The 20,036-nt window shown below is 63.0% G+C and carries 13 protein-coding genes and 4 pseudogenes; 10 read left to right on the top strand and 7 right to left on the bottom strand.

Going from position 1 to position 20,036, the window contains the following annotated elements; translation table 11 throughout:
• Positions 1-2 precede the first annotated feature (2 nt).
• A complete protein-coding gene (locus tag ACZIRK_RS41400) occupies positions 3-608 on the top strand; it encodes a TraH family protein (protein WP_130230786.1) in 606 nt (201 codons plus the stop codon).
• Between the two features lie 191 nt (positions 609-799).
• On the top strand, positions 800-1,003 hold the full coding sequence (locus tag ACZIRK_RS41395) for a hypothetical protein (protein WP_463703006.1): 204 nt from the start codon (positions 800-802) through the stop codon (positions 1,001-1,003).
• On the opposite strand, the gene ACZIRK_RS41390 is transcribed toward ACZIRK_RS41395, so the two are convergent.
• The 3 genes and pseudogenes from ACZIRK_RS41390 to ACZIRK_RS41380 all read right to left on the bottom strand — a co-directional run bounded on the left by ACZIRK_RS41390 (position 993) and on the right by ACZIRK_RS41380 (position 3,548).
• Positions 993-1,832 carry an IS5 family transposase gene (locus tag ACZIRK_RS41390; protein WP_474419510.1) on the bottom strand — a complete coding sequence of 280 codons (840 nt, stop codon included), beginning with the start codon at positions 1,830-1,832 and terminating at the stop codon, positions 993-995. The two genes, ACZIRK_RS41395 and ACZIRK_RS41390, sit on opposite strands and share 11 nt — an antisense overlap.
• Before the next feature lie 1,035 nt (positions 1,833-2,867).
• Positions 2,868-3,104, bottom strand: a pseudogene (locus ACZIRK_RS41385) (transposase); the annotation flags it as partial.
• A 33-nt stretch (positions 3,105-3,137) separates the two neighbouring features.
• Positions 3,138-3,548: a hypothetical protein gene (locus ACZIRK_RS41380; protein ID WP_474419509.1), complete on the bottom strand. Its 411-nt coding sequence runs from the start codon at positions 3,546-3,548 to the stop codon at positions 3,138-3,140.
• A gap of 1 nt (position 3,549) precedes the next feature.
• On the opposite strand from ACZIRK_RS41380, the pseudogene ACZIRK_RS41375 reads away from it, so the two are divergent.
• Positions 3,550-4,763, top strand: a pseudogene (locus ACZIRK_RS41375) (IS3 family transposase).
• 74 nt (positions 4,764-4,837) lie between these two features.
• Positions 4,838-6,064, top strand: a pseudogene (locus ACZIRK_RS41370) (MFS transporter); the annotation flags it as partial.
• 112 nt (positions 6,065-6,176) lie between these two features.
• Here the strand turns inward: ACZIRK_RS41370 and ACZIRK_RS41365 are convergent.
• The 4 genes from ACZIRK_RS41365 to traA are packed head-to-tail and all read right to left on the bottom strand — an operon-like array spanning position 6,177 to position 11,779.
• Positions 6,177-6,797, bottom strand: coding sequence for a TraH family protein (locus ACZIRK_RS41365; RefSeq protein WP_130230493.1), 621 nt, complete (start codon positions 6,795-6,797; stop codon positions 6,177-6,179).
• A gap of 11 nt (positions 6,798-6,808) precedes the next feature.
• Positions 6,809-7,921, bottom strand: a complete 1,113-nt coding sequence (locus ACZIRK_RS41360; protein ID WP_130230495.1) for a conjugal transfer protein TraB — start codon at positions 7,919-7,921, stop codon at positions 6,809-6,811.
• A gap of 19 nt (positions 7,922-7,940) precedes the next feature.
• Positions 7,941-8,474, bottom strand: a complete 534-nt coding sequence (traF, locus tag ACZIRK_RS41355; RefSeq protein WP_130230497.1) for a conjugative transfer signal peptidase TraF — start codon at positions 8,472-8,474, stop codon at positions 7,941-7,943.
• On the bottom strand, positions 8,471-11,779 hold the full coding sequence (gene traA / locus ACZIRK_RS41350) for a Ti-type conjugative transfer relaxase TraA (RefSeq protein WP_130230499.1): 3,309 nt from the start codon (positions 11,777-11,779) through the stop codon (positions 8,471-8,473). The genes traF and traA overlap by 4 nt, the downstream gene beginning before the upstream one ends.
• Before the next feature lie 247 nt (positions 11,780-12,026).
• Between traA and traC the strand changes: the two genes are divergently transcribed.
• The 6 genes and pseudogenes from traC (at position 12,027) to ACZIRK_RS41320 (ending at position 19,673) form a co-directional block, all read left to right on the top strand.
• On the top strand, positions 12,027-12,287 hold the full coding sequence (gene traC / locus ACZIRK_RS41345; protein ID WP_130230501.1) for a conjugal transfer protein TraC: 261 nt from the start codon (positions 12,027-12,029) through the stop codon (positions 12,285-12,287).
• Between the two features lie 4 nt (positions 12,288-12,291).
• Positions 12,292-12,507 carry a type IV conjugative transfer system coupling protein TraD gene (traD, locus tag ACZIRK_RS41340; RefSeq protein ID WP_130230503.1) on the top strand — a complete coding sequence of 72 codons (216 nt, stop codon included), beginning with the start codon at positions 12,292-12,294 and terminating at the stop codon, positions 12,505-12,507.
• On the top strand, positions 12,494-14,416 hold the full coding sequence (gene traG, locus ACZIRK_RS41335; RefSeq protein WP_130230505.1) for a Ti-type conjugative transfer system protein TraG: 1,923 nt from the start codon (positions 12,494-12,496) through the stop codon (positions 14,414-14,416). The genes traD and traG overlap by 14 nt, the downstream gene beginning before the upstream one ends.
• A gap of 178 nt (positions 14,417-14,594) precedes the next feature.
• Positions 14,595-15,456 (top strand): annotated as a pseudogene (locus ACZIRK_RS41330) (IS701 family transposase); the annotation flags it as partial.
• Positions 15,457-15,948: 492 nt separating this feature from the next.
• On the top strand, positions 15,949-16,098 hold the full coding sequence (locus tag ACZIRK_RS41325; protein ID WP_155255602.1) for a hypothetical protein: 150 nt from the start codon (positions 15,949-15,951) through the stop codon (positions 16,096-16,098).
• A gap of 353 nt (positions 16,099-16,451) precedes the next feature.
• Entirely contained in the window at positions 16,452-19,673 is a 3,222-nt protein-coding gene (locus ACZIRK_RS41320) for a Ulp1 family isopeptidase (protein WP_245475197.1), read from the top strand.
• Positions 19,674-20,036 lie beyond the last annotated feature (363 nt).

Genomic DNA, 20,036 nt, shown 5'->3' with positions numbered 1-20,036 from the left:
CCATGGCCATCGATGCCGATCTCATCCAAAAATGTGCTGATCCCGCCCTGACGCCCGCGATCGTCGAAAAATTCTTGCACGCCGCCGGGTCGCCCGATCCGCTCACGGTGACGGTGCGCAATGGCGACCGCATCATCCTGGTGCCGCCGGTCAAGACGCCCGAAGAAGCGCTTGAGCTTGCCCGCAGCCATATCGGTCGAGCCGTCGTGCGCGTCGGCATCACGCAGTATCCGGCCGGTCTCGGCGTGAAGGATCCCTCCGAGATGTCGCCGGATCTGTTCGACGCTTGCAGGAACATCCGCACGGGCACGGCCCTGTTCGGCAAGGTCTGGCGGATCGTCTGGAAATGGTATGGCAATCCGACCGATGATAGCGTCAGGGCGCAGGTGTTCGACGATGCCGTCGAGGCCTGGAAGCGTGGGCAATTTGAGGGGACGGCGGTGTTCACCGCTCCCGATCCTGGCGGACCGAAGCCGCCGGAGCCGACGTGGGAGGAGGCGCCTCAGCCGGCTGCGGTGGCGCCATCTCCGCAGGAGCCCGCGGCCAGCGATCCCAACAAGTCGGGCATCCGCATCTACCTGTCCGGCGTTGGCGGGCGCACTCCGTGAATGTGGTGGACTCGACGCATCCAGCGGGGGCTATGCTGCCGCGATGTCGGTTTGGCTGAAATCATTGCCCTTGAACAAGAGCGGCTCGCCCGTCGCCTTCGCCAGGGCGTAGGAACAGCAGTCGCCATAGTTCACGCCGGCTGTGTGCCGATCCTCCCAAAATCGAGGGAGGCCTGCCGGGCAAGCTCACCGTGCTCGACCGTCACCGGCGCGATCATGATGCCGGCGCGACGGAAGAAGGCTTCCGCCTGTCGCATCCCTTCCGGGCCGAACTGGTTCTCGATCACGATCGACAGTTCGACGTAGTTTGCGACGCTGATGCGGCAGGTGTCGGCATCGTCGATGAGACGCGCAAAGGCTTCCGCTTAGAATCTGACTCAAAATTCATGACTTGACGTTGGCCGATCTGGCGATGCGGCGCACCAGTTGTCGAGTTGACGCAATAAGGAGCCATGCTTCAGCCGAGGTGACGGAGGCCTCCCAATCTTTGGCGAGACGTCGGCAGCGGTTGAGCCGTGCCAACGTGCGTTCGACGACCCAGCGTCGGGCAACAATAACGAAGCCTTTTGCGTCATCCGGGCGTTTAACAATTTCAATCGTGGGCCCGTCGATTTTCCGGAGCGCGTTTTCAAGCTTTTCGCCGGCGTAGCCGCCGTCAGCAAACAAGTGTGCAATAGTCGGGTAGCTCGCACACGCCAAAGTGACGACGGCCGGCGCGCCGTCCCGATCCTGAACATTGGCCGGGTGCACGATGGCGCTCAGCAAATTTCCTTCTGTATCGGTGACGATGTGGCGCTTGCGACCTTTGATCTTCTTGCCCGCATCAAAGCCGCGTGGCCCTCCGCTCTCGGTCGTCTTGACCGATTGACTGTCGATGATCGCCGCCGTTGGTTGCGGCTCCCGTCCAGCAAGCCTACGCGCGACTTCAACCAAGGCTTCATTGATCAAATCCAACACCCCGCTGTCGCGCAGGCCATAAAAATAGTACTGGACCGTCGTGAAGGGAGGAAAATCCTTTGGCAAAAGCGCCCATTGGCATCCCGTCGTCGCAATGTACTGGATCGCATCCCATACCGATCGCATGCAGGTCTTGCGCGGTCGCCCGACCTTGCTCGGCCCTGGCATCAACAGCTCGATCAAGGCCCATTCCGCATCCGTACAATCGCTTGCATAGCGGAGCGCTCGTCTGTCATGCTGACAGCGGGTGATTTCGGTCCAGGTCATCTGCTTCTCCGATGGCTTCGAACACCTTCGAAGAATCCACAACCAGTTGAAATCACCCAACTTTAATTTCCGGTCGGGCTCTTAAGAAGATGAGACCCTCCTTCCTCTCGCCATGGCCCCTCTCGGTCATGCTCCCGGCGACTCGCTCTCGCAGATCGCCGCGCCAGTCGCCGCGTGTTCACCCCCCTCGGTCACGCCAGTGGTCGATCCGTTCGGGTCGGCGCCCCCGAACATCCTGGCGGTCTCGAATAGACTGCAGGATGAGATCCAACAACTCTTCGCGCGTTCGGATCCGGTCCCTCAGAAGATGCCGCACGCCGCGCTCCTCATCGAGACGGCTGTCGCTCCATCCCTTAGCCAAGGCGGAGCTTGTTGTCGGGTGAATTGCAGTTGCAGATACAGCAATTGCGACAACTGCGCCGGCAACCTGGGGCAGCCGCGTCATTGCGCCTCCTTATCGTAATGAGGACAAGGCCCGAAGACGGACCTGTTTCGCAGCCGCTCAGCGCAGCTGACCATTACTTCTATCCGTGCCCTGCAGCCGCGGCATTGATACACATCAATCGCTCGTTATTCGATCGGGCGTCCAAGTTGGCCCTTATCAAGCACACGATTCACCGGATTCCGATCGCTGCAGCTGGGCGGCTCTGTGGTCCTGCGGAACGTATATGACGGTCGCCGCCCTGTCCGCTTGCGCGCATGAGGGAAGGCTGATCAACCGCCCCGCCGGTCCGATCGCGATGGGAGACTCGTAACGCTTGTTTCTGGGACTTATCTGCAACGTCGACGCTTTTCGGAGGCGAAATATCTAAAATCATCTTCAAGTTTGATCTCGGGTTCGCCTACCAGCAATGACGCTGTCCCAATGCATCCACTCTGCTTTCTCTTTGTCGCCGCGATGCTGCCCGAATCGGAAGGCTATTGACGCGCTCACAACGCTCCTTGCGTTGTACCTGGCGAAGCTCGCTCCATCCCTTCAGCCCCCAACCCCAGGGTGGAGCGAGTGTCCAGCAGTGCAGCGTCTGTCCTTCGCTGGTCGATCATTTGCACAGCGGTATCATTTGCGCCTGCCAGGACGTTGATAATCGCGGCCCACACAGCCTGCCCGTCGCCAACGAACGCAGCGATTGTAGCAGGTAGTGTATGGGCCGGAGGCGTCAGGTAGATCGCGCCATGGTGCCCCGGATCGTAAGACCCAGAAGATGCCGTTGAGTGCACGGCGGTCATTCACCCGCGGTACGCCGCCGGCTTGTTCGGCAACCTTGGCTTGATGGCAGCCCACTCCGTAAGCCTCCGGCGAGGCTTTCAATTACCCACAAATTCTACTCCGACCATGGCGCCGAGCGCGATGTCAGTGAGGCGTGACAGCCCGCGCCACATGACGGTATTGCCAGGCGGCGGATCGCTGGCGCGGGCGAGATAACCGCCGAGCCGGGCGATCTTGATCAGATAGTGCGAGAGCGTTTTCTGTCTCGCTTTTGGTTTGTCGTTGACGAGGCGATCGAGCACGCCGATTTCAGTCGCAGGCAACGCGAGGGTTGGCGGTGCGTCTGGGGCGGAACGGTTGAGCATCGTCATCCAGAAGACCCGCCAACTCAGGATGCAAAAGAGCGAGATCAGATTGGTCAGACGCTGGGCGGTCCTGAAATGGACCCCGGTTTTGAGACCAGAGGCTAAGTTGGAAAAGGGCCGCTCCGTTTGATAGACGGAGCGCATGATGACGACGAAGACACGACGCAAGATCGACGCGGCACTGAAGGCAAAGATCGCGCTGGAAGCCGTGCGGGAGCAGGCGACGGTGGCCGATCTGGCCCAGCGCTATGAGGTTCACCCGAACCAGATCTATGCCTGGAAGAAGCAACTGCTGGACCAGGCGGCCCGGGCTTTGGACGCGGGTGTCGGGCGGGAGAGCGAGGACGCGCGCGAACGCGAGATCGAGAAGCTGCACGCCAAGATCGGACAACTGACAGTCGAGCGCGATTTTTTAGCACGGAGGTCCGGAAGATGAGCACGCCGGACCGTCGAGGAATGCTCGATCGCGCCGACCAGGCGCTGTCGATCCGCCGGCAATGCATGTTGCTTGGCATCGCGCGCTCCGGGGTCTACCGGCCGCCACGGCCGGCCAAGACAACGACCTTGCCCTGATGCAGCGGATCGACGAGCTGTTCACCGCCTGGCCATTCCTGGGCTCGCGGCGAATGACCGCGATGCTGAAGGCTGAGGGGCTTCAGGTCAATCGCAAGCGCGTGCAGCGGTTGATGCGCAAGATGGGCATCGCGGCGCTGGGACCAAGGCCGAACACTACGAGGCCGGCGCCGGGCCACAAGATCTATCCCTATCTGCTGCGCAACATGACGATCGACCGGCCGAACCAGGTGTGGGCGGCCGACATCACGTATTTGCCCATCGGCCGTGGCTTTCTCTATCTCGTCGCCATCATCGGCTGGGCGAGCCGTGCGGTTCTGGCGTGGCGGTTGTCGAACACGATGGACGTCTCGTTCTGCGTGGCGGCGCTGGAAGAGGCGCTGGCGAAGTATGGCACGCCGGAGATATTCAACACCGACCAGGGCAGCCAGTTCACCAGTGCGGCCTTCACCGGCGCGTTGGCGGGCGCTAGGGATCAGGATCTCCATGGATGGCCGCGGTCGTTGGATCGACAACGTCTTCATCGAGCGGCTGTGGCGGTCGCTCAAGCATGAGGACATCTATCTCAAGGGCTATGCCGACGGCCGCGAGGCCAAGGCAGGGGTCGCGAGCTGGATTGCCTTCTACAACGATCGTCGCCTTCATCAGGCCCTCGGCTATCGCACGCCGATGGCAGTCTGGCGCGAGCGGATGCACGCCGACAAGGCTGTGGACATGGTGGACAACGCTGCCGCGTTGACCACATGCCCACAGCAACTGCAGCAGACAGAATCTCTGGCTGCGTGATAGAAAAGGATCAGGAGCGATCAGTTTCCAACTAACAAGCCGGTTCAACCGGTCCCGCTCCGCGGGTCCATTTCAGTGGCGCCGCGATGTGGGGGCCCGCCTGGCAGGCGGCGGTCAGCGAGCAGGTGCCAGCCCAAGCTCTGCCAGCCGCCGTCGCGCTCAATGGAATCAGTTACAACATTGCACGGAGCGTAGGTCCGGCAATCGGTGGCATCATTGTGGCCACTGCAGGGACCTTTGCGGCGTTCGCACTCAATGCCGTGTCCTATCTGCCGCTCATCGCCGCGCTCTATCTGTGGAAGCGCGCGACTGAGCGCTCGCGCCTGCCACCAGAACGGCTCGACCGCGCGATTCTTTTAGGCGTCCGGTACATTGCGAACTCACCCCCGATCATGCTCGTGTTGATCCGCACGATCATTGTGGGCTTGATCAGTGGAGTGATTCTCGCGCTCTTGCCGCTGGTAGCGCGCGATCTCCTCCTTGGCAGCGCACCAACATACGGTCTGATGCTAGGCGCCTTTGGCGCGGGAGCTGTCATCGGAGCGGCAAATATCGGGTTGGTGCGCAAGCACTTGAGCGCTGAAGCAGCGATGCGATGCTGCGCGCTCGCTATGGGCACGGGCATTGCTGTTATGGCATTCAGCCGAAATCCAGTGATCGCCGGACTGGGACTGGTGGTGGCTGGTGCTGGGTGGACCCTCTGTTGGACTCTGTTGAACGTTGGCGTACAGCTTTCTGCGCCCCGCTGGGTCGCAGCACGGTCTCTGGCAGCCTATCAAGCGGCCTCAGCCGATGGGCTGGCGCTCGGCAGCTGGGCTTGGGGGCATTTGGCGGAGGTCGCTGGTGTCGAAACTGCCCTCCTCGTTGCCGCCGCGTTGATGGTTGCATCGCCACTGGTCGGCCTGCGGCTACGGATGCCGCCCGTGAGGGCGCGTGTGGAAGAGGGAAGCCTCCTTGAGGACCCAAAGGTGCTGGTGCCCATCACCGGGCGCGACGGACCTGTTGTGATCGAGATCGAATATCGGGTTGTGCAGAGAAACGCGCCTGGGTTTCGGGAGGTTATACAGCAACTTCGGCTCGTCCGGCAGCGTAACGGCGCCTACGGCTGGTCGATCGCGCGAAACATGGCGGATCCAGATGTGTGGATCGAGCGCTATCACTTCCACACATGGCACGACTACCTGCGCCAGCGCAACCGCTCCACTCAGGCTGAGCGAGCACTGGAAGGCCGCGTCATAAAAGAGTACCACGTCGGTCCAGGCGAGGTGCGTGTGCGCCGCACGATCGAGCGTTCGTTCGGATGAACTCCAGTGGCTCAACTGGAGTTGAGCACAGGCTACTCGCGGATGGGGAGCGCTGCCACTATTAGATCGTGGCGCCTTTCCGACCGAGGTCATTGCTATCCGCAAAGGCCTATTTCGGCTTGCTGACGCCAATGCCCGTCAGATCGATCCTGATGCCTGCCCTGTTGGGATCATCCGGCTTCTTGTCCTGTCGGGTCCCATCGTCCGGACGGCTCGTAGGCCTCGCCGCGTCACCATCCGCGGGTTTGTCGCCAGCCTCCGACCCCGCGTTGCGGGCTGGCAGGGCGCCGGGATCGGGCTCGTCGAATACATATTTCCCGTCGAAATACCCGGTTTTCCACGCGTCGATCGCATCGCCGAACGCCTCGTCGACCGGCGCGCCATACCATTTCGTGACGATGCGATAAACCTTGCCGAACAGTGCGGTGCCCATCCTGATATTGGCGCAGGTATCGACCAGATCGGCCTTGAGTTCGGCGACATCGGTGACGCCGAGCCCGACCGGATATTGGGTCACGCCGACGCGGACCATCGCCTGGCCGACGTAACGGCGGACCAGCTCCACGGCATCATCCGGCGTCTTGGGCGGCGTCACCAGAATGACGCGGTTGCCGGTCCGGACGGTGACGGCGAGCGGATCGGATGCCCCGGCCGCGCGGATGAATTTCTCGATGATCGCGGGCTTCAGACCCGAATCGGCGCATTGATGAATGGTGGTGGCATCGATCATGCTGATCCCCTTCAGGTGTTGAACGAGAGCACGAGCGGCAGGGCGAACAGGCGCGCCCAGGCTTGTGTGCTGGCTCTCTGAATCGCGAGGACGTTGGTGCCGGCGGTCCACCAGTCGTTGCCGATCGCGACAAGCACGTCGGGCGACTGGAGCATCGACTGCAGGACGGGCCAGACGAGCAGTTGCTCGTAACAGATCAAGGGCGCGATGCGCCGGCTGACGGACTCGACGACGGGATTGCCGAAGAAGCTGGCCTTTGCCCCGCAAGCGAGCCAGGGTTGCCACATCGAGACCGGCACTGGCATGCGTTCGCCATAGAGCTGGCGTGCGCGGCCGGCGGCGATCTCCACCATGGCGTTGTCATAGCCTTCGCGATCGACGATCGCGGTACCGGCGATCACCGTCATCTCGGTGTTGCGCAGACCGTCCATCCAGAAGCCGCTCGTGGTCGGCGTCCACAGCCCGGCCGCACTCTCGGGAAGCAAGACAACGCGCGCGCCGGCCGCGCCCGCTTCGCAAACGCGCTGGAGAAGCGCCTCGGATTGATCGAGGTCCAGAGCCCGGCCGAGCGCGCTCCCAAGCCTGGTATCGAGGCCAGCCCATCCGGATGGTTGTGACGGCGCGATCCAGTGCGCGGCCGACCAGCTGGCCGCGGCGATCGCCGCGACGGGCCACTTGCCAGTCGTCATGGTGAGCAGGATCGCTCCGGTCGCGCCCAGTCCCCACCATCCCCAGCCGGGAAACAGAACGCCGGCCGCCGTGATCGGCTGCGCCCATCCAACGACCCCGAAAGGCGGCAGGCTCATCAAGACCGCCCGGAGCCCAAACCAAAGCGCCCTCTCCCATCCCGGCCGGCTTTGCCAAAGCGTGGCGTGAACAAGGACGAAGATGGCCGCCGCGCCGCTCCACAAGGCGATGCCGACGCCGAGATCAGTGCCGTAGAAATTGACGACGCCCCGCGGCAGCCCGCGCGATGCCGCAAGGAAATAGGCGGCGCTCACCACCGCTGAGATCGACCGTGACGGCGCGAACGCCCACAACGTCGGGAAGGCGCAGGCGAGCGGCAGGGCGAGCGCGTGACCGCACCAGGCAGCAGCCCCGACTGCAACCGCGGCGACAGCCATCGCGGCACCGCGACAGACGCTAGGGACCGAAGGTGAAGACGGGTCGGGCGAGGCCGAGAACGCCCGATGACGGGATCGGGCCGAAGTAGCGGGAATCATAGGAGCCTGCGAAATCAGAGTGGAGATAGGCGTCCCCCGCGGGGATGACGCCGCCGGCAAACGGCGCGAGAGGACGGCCGGCGGCATCGGTATGCCGGACATCGGAATCGGGGAGCTGACGGCCGTCGATCGAGACCTGATCAGCCACATCAACGTGTTGGCCGCCGACGGCGGCGATGGTCTTGACGAGTGGGCCTAAGCCACCGGCGCAAAGTCCGCGCCGGATGTAACCGCGCGCGAACGCGCGTTCGAACTCGGCTGTGACCGGCGGGCAGATGAAGACGAGATCGCCGGCGGCGGCCGGCCGATCCAGCGGCTCGATCCGCCACAGGCCGCGCGGATAGCTCGGCGTCATGTTGACGCGCAGCCCGGCGCACCAGCCGGCACCCGCCACGGCCAATAGGAGGCTGGAGCCGACCGCCAGGATGACCAGAAGGGAGCGCCGAATGGTCATTTCAGGGTCTGTCCCCGGCTCTGGGTCAGACGCTGCGCCTCGGCCTGTTTGAGCGCCTGCGCGGTGCGCTCCTGGGCGGCGAGCTGCTGTGCCGCACGCATGGCGGGCCAGGCTGCTTTCAGCTGCTCGCGCCGCGCCGGATCCATGCCGGCCGCCGCCTTCTCGAGGGTCTGCCCGTTGGGTTCTTCGGCGGCATTCGGCAGGAATGTGCGATCGCCAAAGCGCTCGGCGATGGCCTTGTTGAAACCGTCAATCTCCGCTTTCACCATCCGGTCGGCGAGCGCGAACTCGAGCGCGCTCGGGAGGTAATTGCGGTCGATGGCATCCCGTACGCGCTCGAGCACGCGATGCGCCTCGCGCGACACAGCGGGGATGTCGATCGCGACGCGATGCCGGTTCGCGCGTTCCTCGGCTTCATGCTTGTGCTCGGCCTCGACGCGCAGACGCAAGTAACGCTCGATGTCGCGCTTGAGCGCTGGCACATTGGCCTCGGCGCGTTGGCGCTTCTGCTTGTCGGCCTTGCCCGCCATCAGACCGGTCTTGCCGCGCAGCGCCCCGAAGGATTGCGGGCTCGTGGCGAGACGGGCGATCGTCGAAGTTGCCGCGGCGGAATCCTTTAGCATGGCGTCGAAGTTCGTCGCGCGGAACGCGCGCTCGGGATCGGCAAAGACGAGGCGGAAGCGGGTGGACACATCCTCCCACTGCTTCTTGATGGCGGGGTCGGCGAGGATCCTGTCCTCGACGGTGTCGATGAGGGATTTGGGGAACGTCGTCACCCCGGCGACCATGAGATTCGCCTCCTTGTGTGCGGTGCTGATGATGGGTCTACGGCCATTGACGAGGCCGAGTTTTTCGCCGAGCGCACGCAGCCGACGGCCGAGGTCGGCAAGGCGCTGCTTCTGGCTAACCGTCCAGCGCAGACGATCGTTCACGAGCGTGCGCGCCACCTTGACGATATGCAGTCCACGGTTCGCGGCAAAACGCGGCGCATCGCGATAGAGGCTGCCGCGTTCGTAATCGAGGGTGGTCTCCTTGGCCCGGCGCTGCGACAGGATCGGGATCAGGCCACCGGCCTTCTGGAACGAACGCCGGCCATAGTAGAGCGCCACATCCTCGCGATGGCGGGTCAGCGCGACATAGGTCAGGTGCTTGTCGAGGGACAGCGTTGCCAGCACCTTGACCCGGTCGACCGTCGCTCCTTGCGCCTTATGCACGGTCGTCGCATAGCCGTGGTCGATATTGCGATAGAAGCGCTGATCGACCTCGACGCGGCGGCGGCCCTCGCCCTCACCGATCTCGGCGACCAGGCGCGCCGGCTCGGCTTCCACGACCTTGCCGATCATGCCGTTCTTGACGCCAAGCAAGCCCTCGTTCTTCAGGAAGACGATCTGGTCGCCCGGCGCAAACCGGCGCTCGCCGTCCTCGGTCCGGAAGGCATGTCCCTCTTCGACGAGACCGCGCTCGACGAGTTTAGCCCGCGCCATTTCGTTCAGCGCGCGGACGTCGCGGCGCAGATGCGCCAGGATCAATGTTGACTTGGACGGATCGTAGTCGCGATTCCAATCGGCGATGAGATTGTCGATTGCCTGCGCCTTCAACTCCGGGCCGAACAGACGTCCGTGGTGACCATAGGCAGACAGGGCCTGCACCGTCCGGCCACGGGCAAGATCGAGCGAGGCGTCGCGCATCCATTGCTGGCGCTGGCGATAGATCGTCTCGAGCTCGGCATAGCCGATGCGTTCGACAATCGCGCGAAACGCCGCCCCCGCTTCGATCGGCTGGAGCTGCTCCGGATCGCCGACCAGGACGAGCTTCGCCCCCGCCTTTGACGCTGTTTCGACGAACAGCGCCATCTGCCGCGAGGCGACCATGCCGGCCTCGTCCAGGACAAAAACCGTTCGATCATCGAGGCCGTCCCGACCGCTCTTCCATCGCAATTCCCAGGAGGCGAGCGTGCGGGATTCGATGCCCGCGTCCTTCTCCAATCCCTCGGCCGCCTTGCCCGCCAAGGCGCCGCCAACCACGCGATAGCCTGCGGCCTCCCACACTTCGCGTGCGGCCCGCATCATCGTGGTTTTGCCTGCCCCAGCACGGCCGACAACCGCCGCAATCCTCTCTCCGGATGCCAACTGCTCGATGGCGGAGCGCTGCTCGGCCGAGAGGTTGGCGTGCCGCGCGGAGACGGCCGCGATGACCGGTGCCTTCACCGCGAAAGCCGTGCTGCCTGAGAGATGGACCGCGCGCCGTGCCATCTCCGCTTCGAGCCGGATCAGCTCGCGGGTCGTGTATTTTGCCGGCGCCCGCGCGCCCGTGGCGAAGTCGATCGACTCGCCTTCCAGCCGCAGCGCATCGGGGCTTTGCAGCACCCGCGCCATCAAGTGCTGGAATGTTCCGGCATCGTCGACATAGCGATGCAGGAGCTTGCCGACATCCCGCTCATCGAACACACTCTTTTCCCGCGAAATCATGTCGAGCACGATCTCCGGACGGCGCTGGATGCGCTTCAACGTCTCGGCCCGGTTCTCGTCGAAGACACGCAGCCGTTCGAGGTTGGGATCGCGTCCCTCGCGCTCCGCCCGGCGCTGGATGGCCTTGGCCGCGACGCCGATATGGGTGGTCGGCACGACGTCGATCCCGCGCTCGGCGTAGGACCGCCCATCGACCCGTATCTCGTGCCCGTTCAGGGCGAGATGCTGGTTTTGCAGGTCGAGCCAGCCATTGCGCTGCTCGAGGAACTCCTGTTTGTCGCCGGCCCAAAGACGATAGGCGATCTTGCCGGATTTCAGGCGCAGCGGCTGCCCGTCGTCTCCGATGGCCGCGACCCGCTTCGGCCCGAACCCGGTTTCCGTGAGAGGCCGCAGCGTCGTCATGAGGTGGACATGCGGATTGCCCGGCTCGTCATGATAGACCCAGTCCGCGACCTGCCCGCGCGACAGCACCTGCTCGATCACGAACTGGCGCATCAGCGTGATGTTCTGCTCGCTCGTCAGCTCGACGGGCAGCGCGATGATGAACTCCTTGGCGAACTGCGCATCCGCCCGCTTCTCGAAGGCCTCGACCTTGTTCCAGAAGGCCTCCGAGGCACCCGCAACGGAGCGATCGGCGATCATCGTCCGAAGCCAGGCGGGCGCGTCGGCCGGAACCAGGACTTCCTCGTGGATCATCCCGCGTTTGTTGGAATAGTCGACGGTGCGGCCCTCGGCCCCGAACTCCATCTTCGCGCAATGCCGGTAGGCCGCGGCCAGCACGGCGCTGCGGCCATCGCCGCGTCCGATGAGCTGGGGCGTGAAATGGGTGATGGCCACGGCTGGAGCGATCCTTAAGACGAGTGAACATGCCGTTCGTCGGGATCGGCCCGCGCATTTGGGGCGGAAGCAGGACGTCGCGTCAGCGACGTATTACTGCGCCCTTGGAAGCCGCTCCTTCGGAACGGCGGGATGATCTTCCAAAGCGTCGGCTTCGCCGACCCCGTTAATTACCCGGGTCGCGCTTCGCGCTCACCCCGGCTTTCCTGTCGGCTTCGCGCAGAACTGACAGGAAAGGTCTTCCGGAATGAAAAAGCCCTCGCGGCAGATCAGGGACGAAATCGCTCGGCTCCAGGACCAGCTAAAGCAGGCTGAAACGCGGGAGGCCGAGCGCATCGGGCGCATCGCGCTGAAGGCCGGGATGGGAGCAATCGAGATCGAGGAAGGCGCGCTGCTGTCGGCCTTCGAGGAGATCGCCGGCCGGTTTCGCAAGGGCAGCGGCCGAACCGCAAAGGCGGCCGCGGCCGTCGCGTCTGGCGCGTCTTCGGGCGTGGCTGAACAGGGCTGAACGCATGCGCCGGTCCGATGCCACAAACGCCCGCAAGAAGGACACGCGGGAGAAGATCGAGCTCGGCGGCCTGATCGCCAAGGCCGGGCTGCGCTACGAGAAGCGTGCGCTGCTGCTGGGATTGCTGATCGATGCCGCCGACCGTCTCCGCGGCAACGAGGCAGAACGCGAGCGCCTGACGGCGATCGGCGCGAAGGCGTTCGGTCATGAGAGCAAGTAAGATCGCCCTGGCGATCACGCCGGCCGTGCTGATGGCAGGCTTGTGCCTCGTCTTCACCGGCATCGAAGCGTGGCTTTCGAAGTTCGGGACAACCCCGAACGCGCGGCTGGCGCTCGGCCGGATCGGCATCACCCTGCCTTACGTGATCGCCGCGGCGATCGGCGTGATCTTCCTGTTCGCGGCGGCTGGTGCGACGGCGATTCGCTCGGCCGGTTGGAGCGTCGTGTTCGGCGGCCTGCTTGTGGTCGCGATCGCCGCCTCGCGCGAGATTGCGCGCCTCCACTCCTTCGCCAATGCCCTGCCGGCTGGAAACCGGCTTCTCGCTTATGCCGATCCCTCGACCATCATCGGAGCGATCATCGCTGCGTTCGCGGCCGTGTTCGGGCTGCGGGTGGCCATGAAGGGCAACGCCGCCTTCGCAGCCACAGCGCCGCGCCGCATTCGCGGCCAACGCGCCATCCATGGCGAGTCGGACTGGATGACGATGACCGAGGCTGCGCGGCTGTTCCCGGAGGCGGGTGGCATCGTGGTCGGGGAGCGCTATCGCGTCGATCGGGATGCGGTGGCCGACCAGTCCTTCCGCGCCGATGACGCCGAGGCATGGGGCGACGGCGGCAAGTCTGCTTTGCTCTGTTTCGATGCGTCCTTCGGCTCGTCGCACGGCATCGTGTTCGCCGGTTCCGGCGGCTTCAAGACAACATCCGTCACGGTGCCGACAGCGCTCAAATGGGGCAGCGGACTGGTCGTCCTCGACCCCTCTAACGAGGTCGCACCGATAGTCACGAGACACCGGCACGGGGCGGGTCGCCAGGTCTTCGTGCTCGACCCGCGCTCCTCGGCAATTGGCTTCAATGCGCTCGACTGGATCGGCCAGCACGGCGCAACCAAGGAAGAGGACATTGCCGCCGTCGCGTCATGGGTCATGACCGACAATCCGCGCCAGGGCTCGGCGCGGGACGACTTCTTTCGTGCCTCGGCGTTGCAGCTGCTGACGGCGTTGACCGCCGATGTCTGCCTGTCCGGTCACACGGAGAAGAAGGACCAGCACCTGCGCCAGGTCCGGGCCAACCTGTCCGAGCCGGAGCCGAAGCTGCGCCAGCGGCTTCAATCGATCTACGACAACTCGGAATCCGCCTTCGTGAAGGAGAATGTCGCGCCCTTCATCGCCATGACGCCGGAGACCTTCAGCGGCGTCTACGCCAACGCCGTGAAGGAAACCCACTGGCTCTCCTATGCCAACTATGCCGCGCTGGTGTCCGGGTCGAGCTTCACGACGGCCGAGCTCTCGGAGGGCCGGACGGACGTCTTCATCAATCTCGACCTGAAGACACTGGAGAACCACGCCGGCCTCGCCCGCGTCATCATCGGCGCGCTGCTTAACGCCATCTACAATCGCAATGGCGAAGTGACCGGCCGCACGCTGTTCCTGCTCGATGAGGTCGCCCGCCTCGGGTACTTACGCATTCTCGAAACTGCGCGCGACGCGGGTCGTAAATACGGCATCACCCTGCTGATGCTCTACCAGTCGATCGGCCAGATGCGCGAGGCCTATGGCGGCTGTGATGCCACCAGCAAGTGGTTCGAGAGTGCGTCCTGGATCTCGTTCTCGGCGATCAACGATCCCGAGACGGCGGACTACATCTCCAAGCGCTGCGGTGACACGACGGTCGAGGTTGATCAGCTGAGCCGGTCCTCGCAGATGTCGGGTTCCTCCCGGACGCGGTCCAAGCAGCTCGCGCGCCGGGCGCTCATGCTGCCGCATGAGGTGCTACGTATGCGGACGGACGAGCAGATCATCTTCACCGCCGGCAATCCGCCGCTACGCTGCGGCCGCGCCATCTGGTTCCGGCGCACCGACATGCGGGCGTGCGTCGGCGAGAACAGGTTCCATCGGAGAGAAGCTGGGTGAGCACCCAGAACCTAGCGTCGGGTTACCTGTTGCCTTATCTGGCAGCTTTTCCGGGAGCGGATCATGATAGAACGGAAAGGGACCGCGAGAACGCCGCGCGAACATTTCTGGCGAACCGCAGAAGACGAACTAGCATTACAGTTGCAATTGATTGAGGGTTCTGAATCCATGGGTGACCATGATTCGGGATCTGATGATTGGTGGTGCGTCGGTTGAAGATACGCTGACGCTGTGGGCTTCCTCGTTGCGAGATGCCAAGCAACGCATCCGTCCGCTGTTTACGCAGGAGCGGGTCGCGGCCTCGGCGGGGCAGTTTCTGGACGGACTGTTGGGCAACGAGCCGCGCAAGACGGGTTGGATGCGGGCGGAGGCGGCCGGCGATGCCGGCCCGTGGCGCCAGCAGGCGATTCTGGGCCGGGGGCAGTGGGATGCCGACGCGCTGCGCGACATTGTGCGTGAGTACGCACTGGAGACGCTTGGTGATGAGGACGCAGTCCTGGTCATTGAAACAGGGCAAGGCCTCGTGCGGGGTCGCACGCCAGTACACTGGCTCGGCGGGCAAGATCACCAATTGCCAGATCGGAGTGTTCGCCGCCTATGTGTCACGGCATGGCCATGCCTTCATCGACCGGGCGCTCTACCTGCCAAAAGAATGGACGGACGAACCCGCTCGCCTGAAGGCAGCGCATGTCCCGAGCGATGTGAGCTTTGCGACGAAACCCAAGATCGCGCGTCAGATGATCACTCGCGCGACCACGGCCAACGTGCCGTTCTCGTTCGTGGCGGCGGACAGCGTGTATGGCACTGGAGAGATCGAAACCCTGCTGCGCAAGGCGGGCAAAGGCTATGTCCTGGGTGTTGCGTCCAATCATGTGTTCCGCTCCTGGGGCAAGCAGCGGCCTGTCGCCGGCACCGCCGCCGCGATCGCGCGGAGCCTTCCCAAAAAGGCCTGGCGCCGCCTGTCGTCCGGCGGAGGGACCAAAGGTCCGCGCTGGCACGACTGGGCCTATCTCGAGCTGGCCGATCTCGAAGCCAGTGAATAAGCCCGCTGCATAAGCCGTCGCCAGCACGACGCGATTGCGCATCCCTGTAACCGCGTCCAGGAAGCGCTCGATCTCTTCGGCACCAAGGACGAGCGGGAGCTTGTCGGGCTTCTGGCCACCGATGATCCGCTCGAATGCTTCCGTCTGCCCGAGTGTGACGCCGTAGAAGAACCGCAGCGCGCAGGCCACCTGATTGATGTGGGACCACGAACGCTTTTGGCCGATGAGATGCAGTTGATAGGCCGGACCTGCTCGAAACTCAGCCGGTCCGGTCGGCTAAACTTTGCGATCGCATAGATATAGGATTGCTGAGTCGACGGCGACAGATTGCGGACCGTCATGTCCTCGATCATGCGTTGGCGAAGAGGGCTCATCGTAGCCATCTGGGTCTCCTGTCTTGAGAGGGGTGGTGCGAAGACCAACATCCTCTCAGACAGGACACCTCAGTTCAGCAGGCTCCTCCCCACTCCCGCGTAGCGGGTTCGTTCAATGAGTGATCACGATGGCCTGGAATTGGTGATCACCATCGTCTGGAACACGCAGCGGCCCAACGAGGCCCAGCTTCCGGCAAAAATCAACGCGGTTGCCCGTTGGCTCGTTGTGGATCCGTCTGAGGCTCGTCAGCTTCTCAACAGCTAACGTTCCTAGCATGAGACGTGGACGGCGGGCCAACGCAAAGCCTTCAAAGGGGCTCTTGGCTTGCTCGGAATGCAAATCGCAAGCGTTACATAACTGACGGACGGCGTGTGGAAGAAGCACTCAGGGTAAGCTGACCCGACGCGTGATGTCGGTCGGGCCTTGCGTCCGACAAGGCGGCGACCAGTAAGGCTGAAGGCGCTCGGACCGGGTCGTGCGACGATTGCCGTTCGGTGGCTTTGTTCTGGTTGTCGACTTTGACCTTTGCCTCTCTCAGGTTGGATGCTCTGCGGCCCGTGCATCCGAGCTTAGCTTTGGGTTGGCCATGAAGATTTATCTCATCTAGGGAGATTAGTGTGGAAACGAACGATATTGGATGGCTTAATACGGACGGTTGGATGCAGGAGTACGCGGCCCTGCAAAAGCAGCAGCGGGCGAGACAACAGTCGGACAACATGTCTGAACATCCGGCGGGCTTTGAGCAGCAGCTGGCCGAGCTACAACTCAGGTCCTCTGATGAGAGCTCCGGTGACCCTAGTTCGTCTGATGCTAGTTCGGCTGATAATCACGCTGCACAGGCGCATGGAAGAACCCAGCGCGCTAATGTCGGGGGTTCGGTGCCATCGCGGTCCAACCTGCGGGATAACTGGTTCAGCAGCACGCACTACAGCGTAGACCTCCCTCGCGCTCACCTCGGCGGCTCGGCTGCGGAGGCATCGCGGTCTGACTTGCGTGACAGGCTGTTCAGCAGCACTCGCTACACCGCGCTGTCGGAAGCGCAGCCTGCGGCCCGGACGAAGAACAGCAAAAGCCGGGGACTGTGGTCGCGTGTTAAGTCAGCGGTCGGCAAAGTCTTTGGGGGGAGTCGTCGCGAGAAGTCGTCTGGGGGCGCGGCGTCGTACGTGGTGGTCCATTCAGAGCTTCGCATGGATTTCGCCAAGCGGCGCCGCGCGATTGAGCCCTTTGAGTCAGACACGGTGCTTATTTCCAGGATTATGAGGGCGTCCGTCGGCAGCAGCACGTTCAACACCGCTCAGAGGCATGCATCTCATTTACGCAACTTCAGTGCCTGGCTTAACGAGCACCAGAGAGGTTCAATTGCCGACCGGCTGAACCAGCATGGGTTGGAGGACGATGCGCGGGACTATGCGCAGGACGTGGACCCCGCTGGAAGCAAAAACATCAAAGATCAAATCATTGAGGCGTTGGAAAATCTCCGGCACGCCGATCTCCCGCCAGCTGAGATCACAGATGACGAGAGGCTTATTTCCGAGTTCAAAGAGGCGGGCAAATCCGCCGGCGGCGGCCGCACTACTGTTAGTCGGTGGGCGGGAAATCTGTATAAATTCCACACCTGGCTTCGAGCCAAGACCTTGACGCTGTCCAGCTTGCTTGACCGTCCTGATGAGTTGACACGACTTGCGACACGCTATGTGGAGGAGGGTGGCAAAAAAGATGTCCATCCGGCGTTGACAGCGCTTCAGGAGTTCCACATCGCGAAAGCCGAGGGACGCCCCGCAAATTTCAATCTTCACCCACAACAGCGCTTGGCTGGCCCTCCTACCGAAGACACGGCGCTCATGGAGAGGTTCAAGGCAGCAGCCATGCAGGCCGGGGCTCACGAACCCACGATTGAGCGCAATCTGGTACATTTAAAAAAATTCGCCAACTGGCTCCGTGAAAACAACAAGGAGCCATTGGCTCCCCGCTTTCGAGATGAGGCGCTGGCGGACGATATCGATGAGTATAAAGCGCAAGGTAACGACCCTAAAAACCGTCTTCATTCGTCGCTGACGAATCTCCGGAGGCTTGGGTCGGGGGAAGAAAACATCCAACAGATCGGGCCCGGCCCGCGTCTCATGGGACCCCGCCTCCTAAGCCCCCATCCCGAAGACGCCGGCGTCATCGAGAATATGTTCGTTCAAGCCCTGCGTAACCTTGGAGACTCGACTTCCGAGCAGAGGCAGCCTTTTCACGAAACGGCTAGCCGCCTTCGGGGTTTCAGTGACTGGCTCCGAAGGGAGGATAGGAGCAGCATAGTTGGCCGACTCAGGGGGACTGGGCAGCAGCACGCGTTGGACGAAGATGTTAAGAATTTCAGGAGGACCAAAGCTTCGGCAAAGGTGCATGAAAAAGATTTGACGATGCTTCGGAACTACCTACAACTCGTCGAGGCAAACAAAGCGTTGGGTGTATCCCTTCCTCAGCAAACGGTAGGCCCGTTTGGGCAGGCCGACTTGCAGGAACCGGCTGGCTCGAACTCAACCTGGTCCTGGATGCGAGATTTGCCGACGCCGCCGTCCGAAAGTGAGTGGCCGCCGATGGTAGGCCCGTTTGGGCAGGCCGGCTTGCAGGAGCCGGCTGGGTCGAGCTCAAGCTGGTCCGTGCAACCGCCGTCCTACTTCGACTTTCCAACGCCGAGGGGCGAGCCGGCTTGGTCCTCAGACGTCTATCGCGATCTCGATTCTTTCACTGGTCTGCCGTCCACACCGCAGGAGCTGCGTGACGATGCTCAGTCAGTACCGGTGGGTGGCGCCGCCGCCAAACCGCCATTCTTCAGCGGACCATCAGACGCGCCAGCTCGGTCGTCAGACATCTACCGCGGTCTCGCCCCTTTCGTTGATCTGCCGTCCACGCCGCAGGAGATGCGTGACGATGCTCAGTCAGCGCCGGTGATCAGCCCTGCGGGTAGACCCGCGTTCTACGTCGGGCCATCAGGCGTGCTTGAGGAGCTCGAGGATATAGGACATCTCGTCGGCAAGAATTGGCAGCATGGCTCCCGGCCGGTCTCGGATTCACTGCTCGATGTCCTGGATAACAATGGGGTCCTGCCGACCCAGTTCAGCGGCCCAAGGCAGGTCTCCATCAACGGTGAGACCTACTCGATCACATTGGGGCCGCGAGGAGACCGCGATGCGCAATTCGTCCATCATCCCCGCCCCTCCCTCGCCCCGGCTGCCCAGATCGGCACTTCGGTTACCGGTGCCTCTTCCGGCGACCGCAGCGGACGCGTGCTGGGCCCCATCCAGTGGCTGGGTGACGAGCATATCCAGCGGGACTATGAGCTCCTGACGCAGCAGTTGCAGGAAAGCAATCCGGATCTCGCCGCCCGGACGCGGTTCGTGGATCCCCTGATAGCCCAAATGTTGCGGTCAGACTCCAACGAGGTCGCGCAACAGGCATTGGGGTGGCTTAGCCATCATACAGCCGACTTCCTGTTCCTGCCGGTAAACAATGCCGGCGCGGCGATAGAGGAGCGCGGCAGTCACTGGTCGCTGCTGCTGGTTGATCAACGTGATCGCGAAAATCCGGTTGCCTATCATTACGACTCTTATCTGCCGGGACCCAATACCGGGTTCGCAGTGATGCTAGCACGACGGCTCCGCGCCACCCCGCAACAGGCCCCCATAAGACAGCAGAGCAACGGCTATGATTGCGGCGTCTTTGTCCTGGACGGCACCCGGGAGCTGGTCAGGCGATTGGCGGCAACACGGCAGCCGGACCTGAACCTCAACAACCTCGTCATCGATCGGCGGGCCTTACAGGACCGACTAGGGGCCGATGTCGGCTTCAACTGAACAGGGCGCGCGCAGCTGGTTGAAATGCGACTCGCCGATTGAAGGTCCGCAATCGGCGTGTTCGCAGAGCATCATGGTGTCTCACATGAGGAACTGAAGCCGGCGCTACGGCTGTTTTGGGAGCCGTCGAAGGAGCCCGACAGGCGATTTCGGAGCTAACGTCCCCGATATCCTTACAGCCGGCATCAAGCTGTCCGGTTGTCAAGCGACGTCCGGATTTAACGCGCTCTCATCCTGATTGATGTGGTGGAACGGCCCGCTCCGACAGCATCATCGTGCTAAAACGTGGTCGTTATTCGAACGCCACAAGGAGGAACCGTTCCATGAAACAGATTAGCACCATCGGGTTGGATTTGGCGAAGC

Source organism: Bradyrhizobium sp. Leo114 (assembly GCF_055229415.2).
Note: the sequence above shows the minus strand (reverse complement) of the source record. Positions and strands in the feature narration are given on the sequence as shown.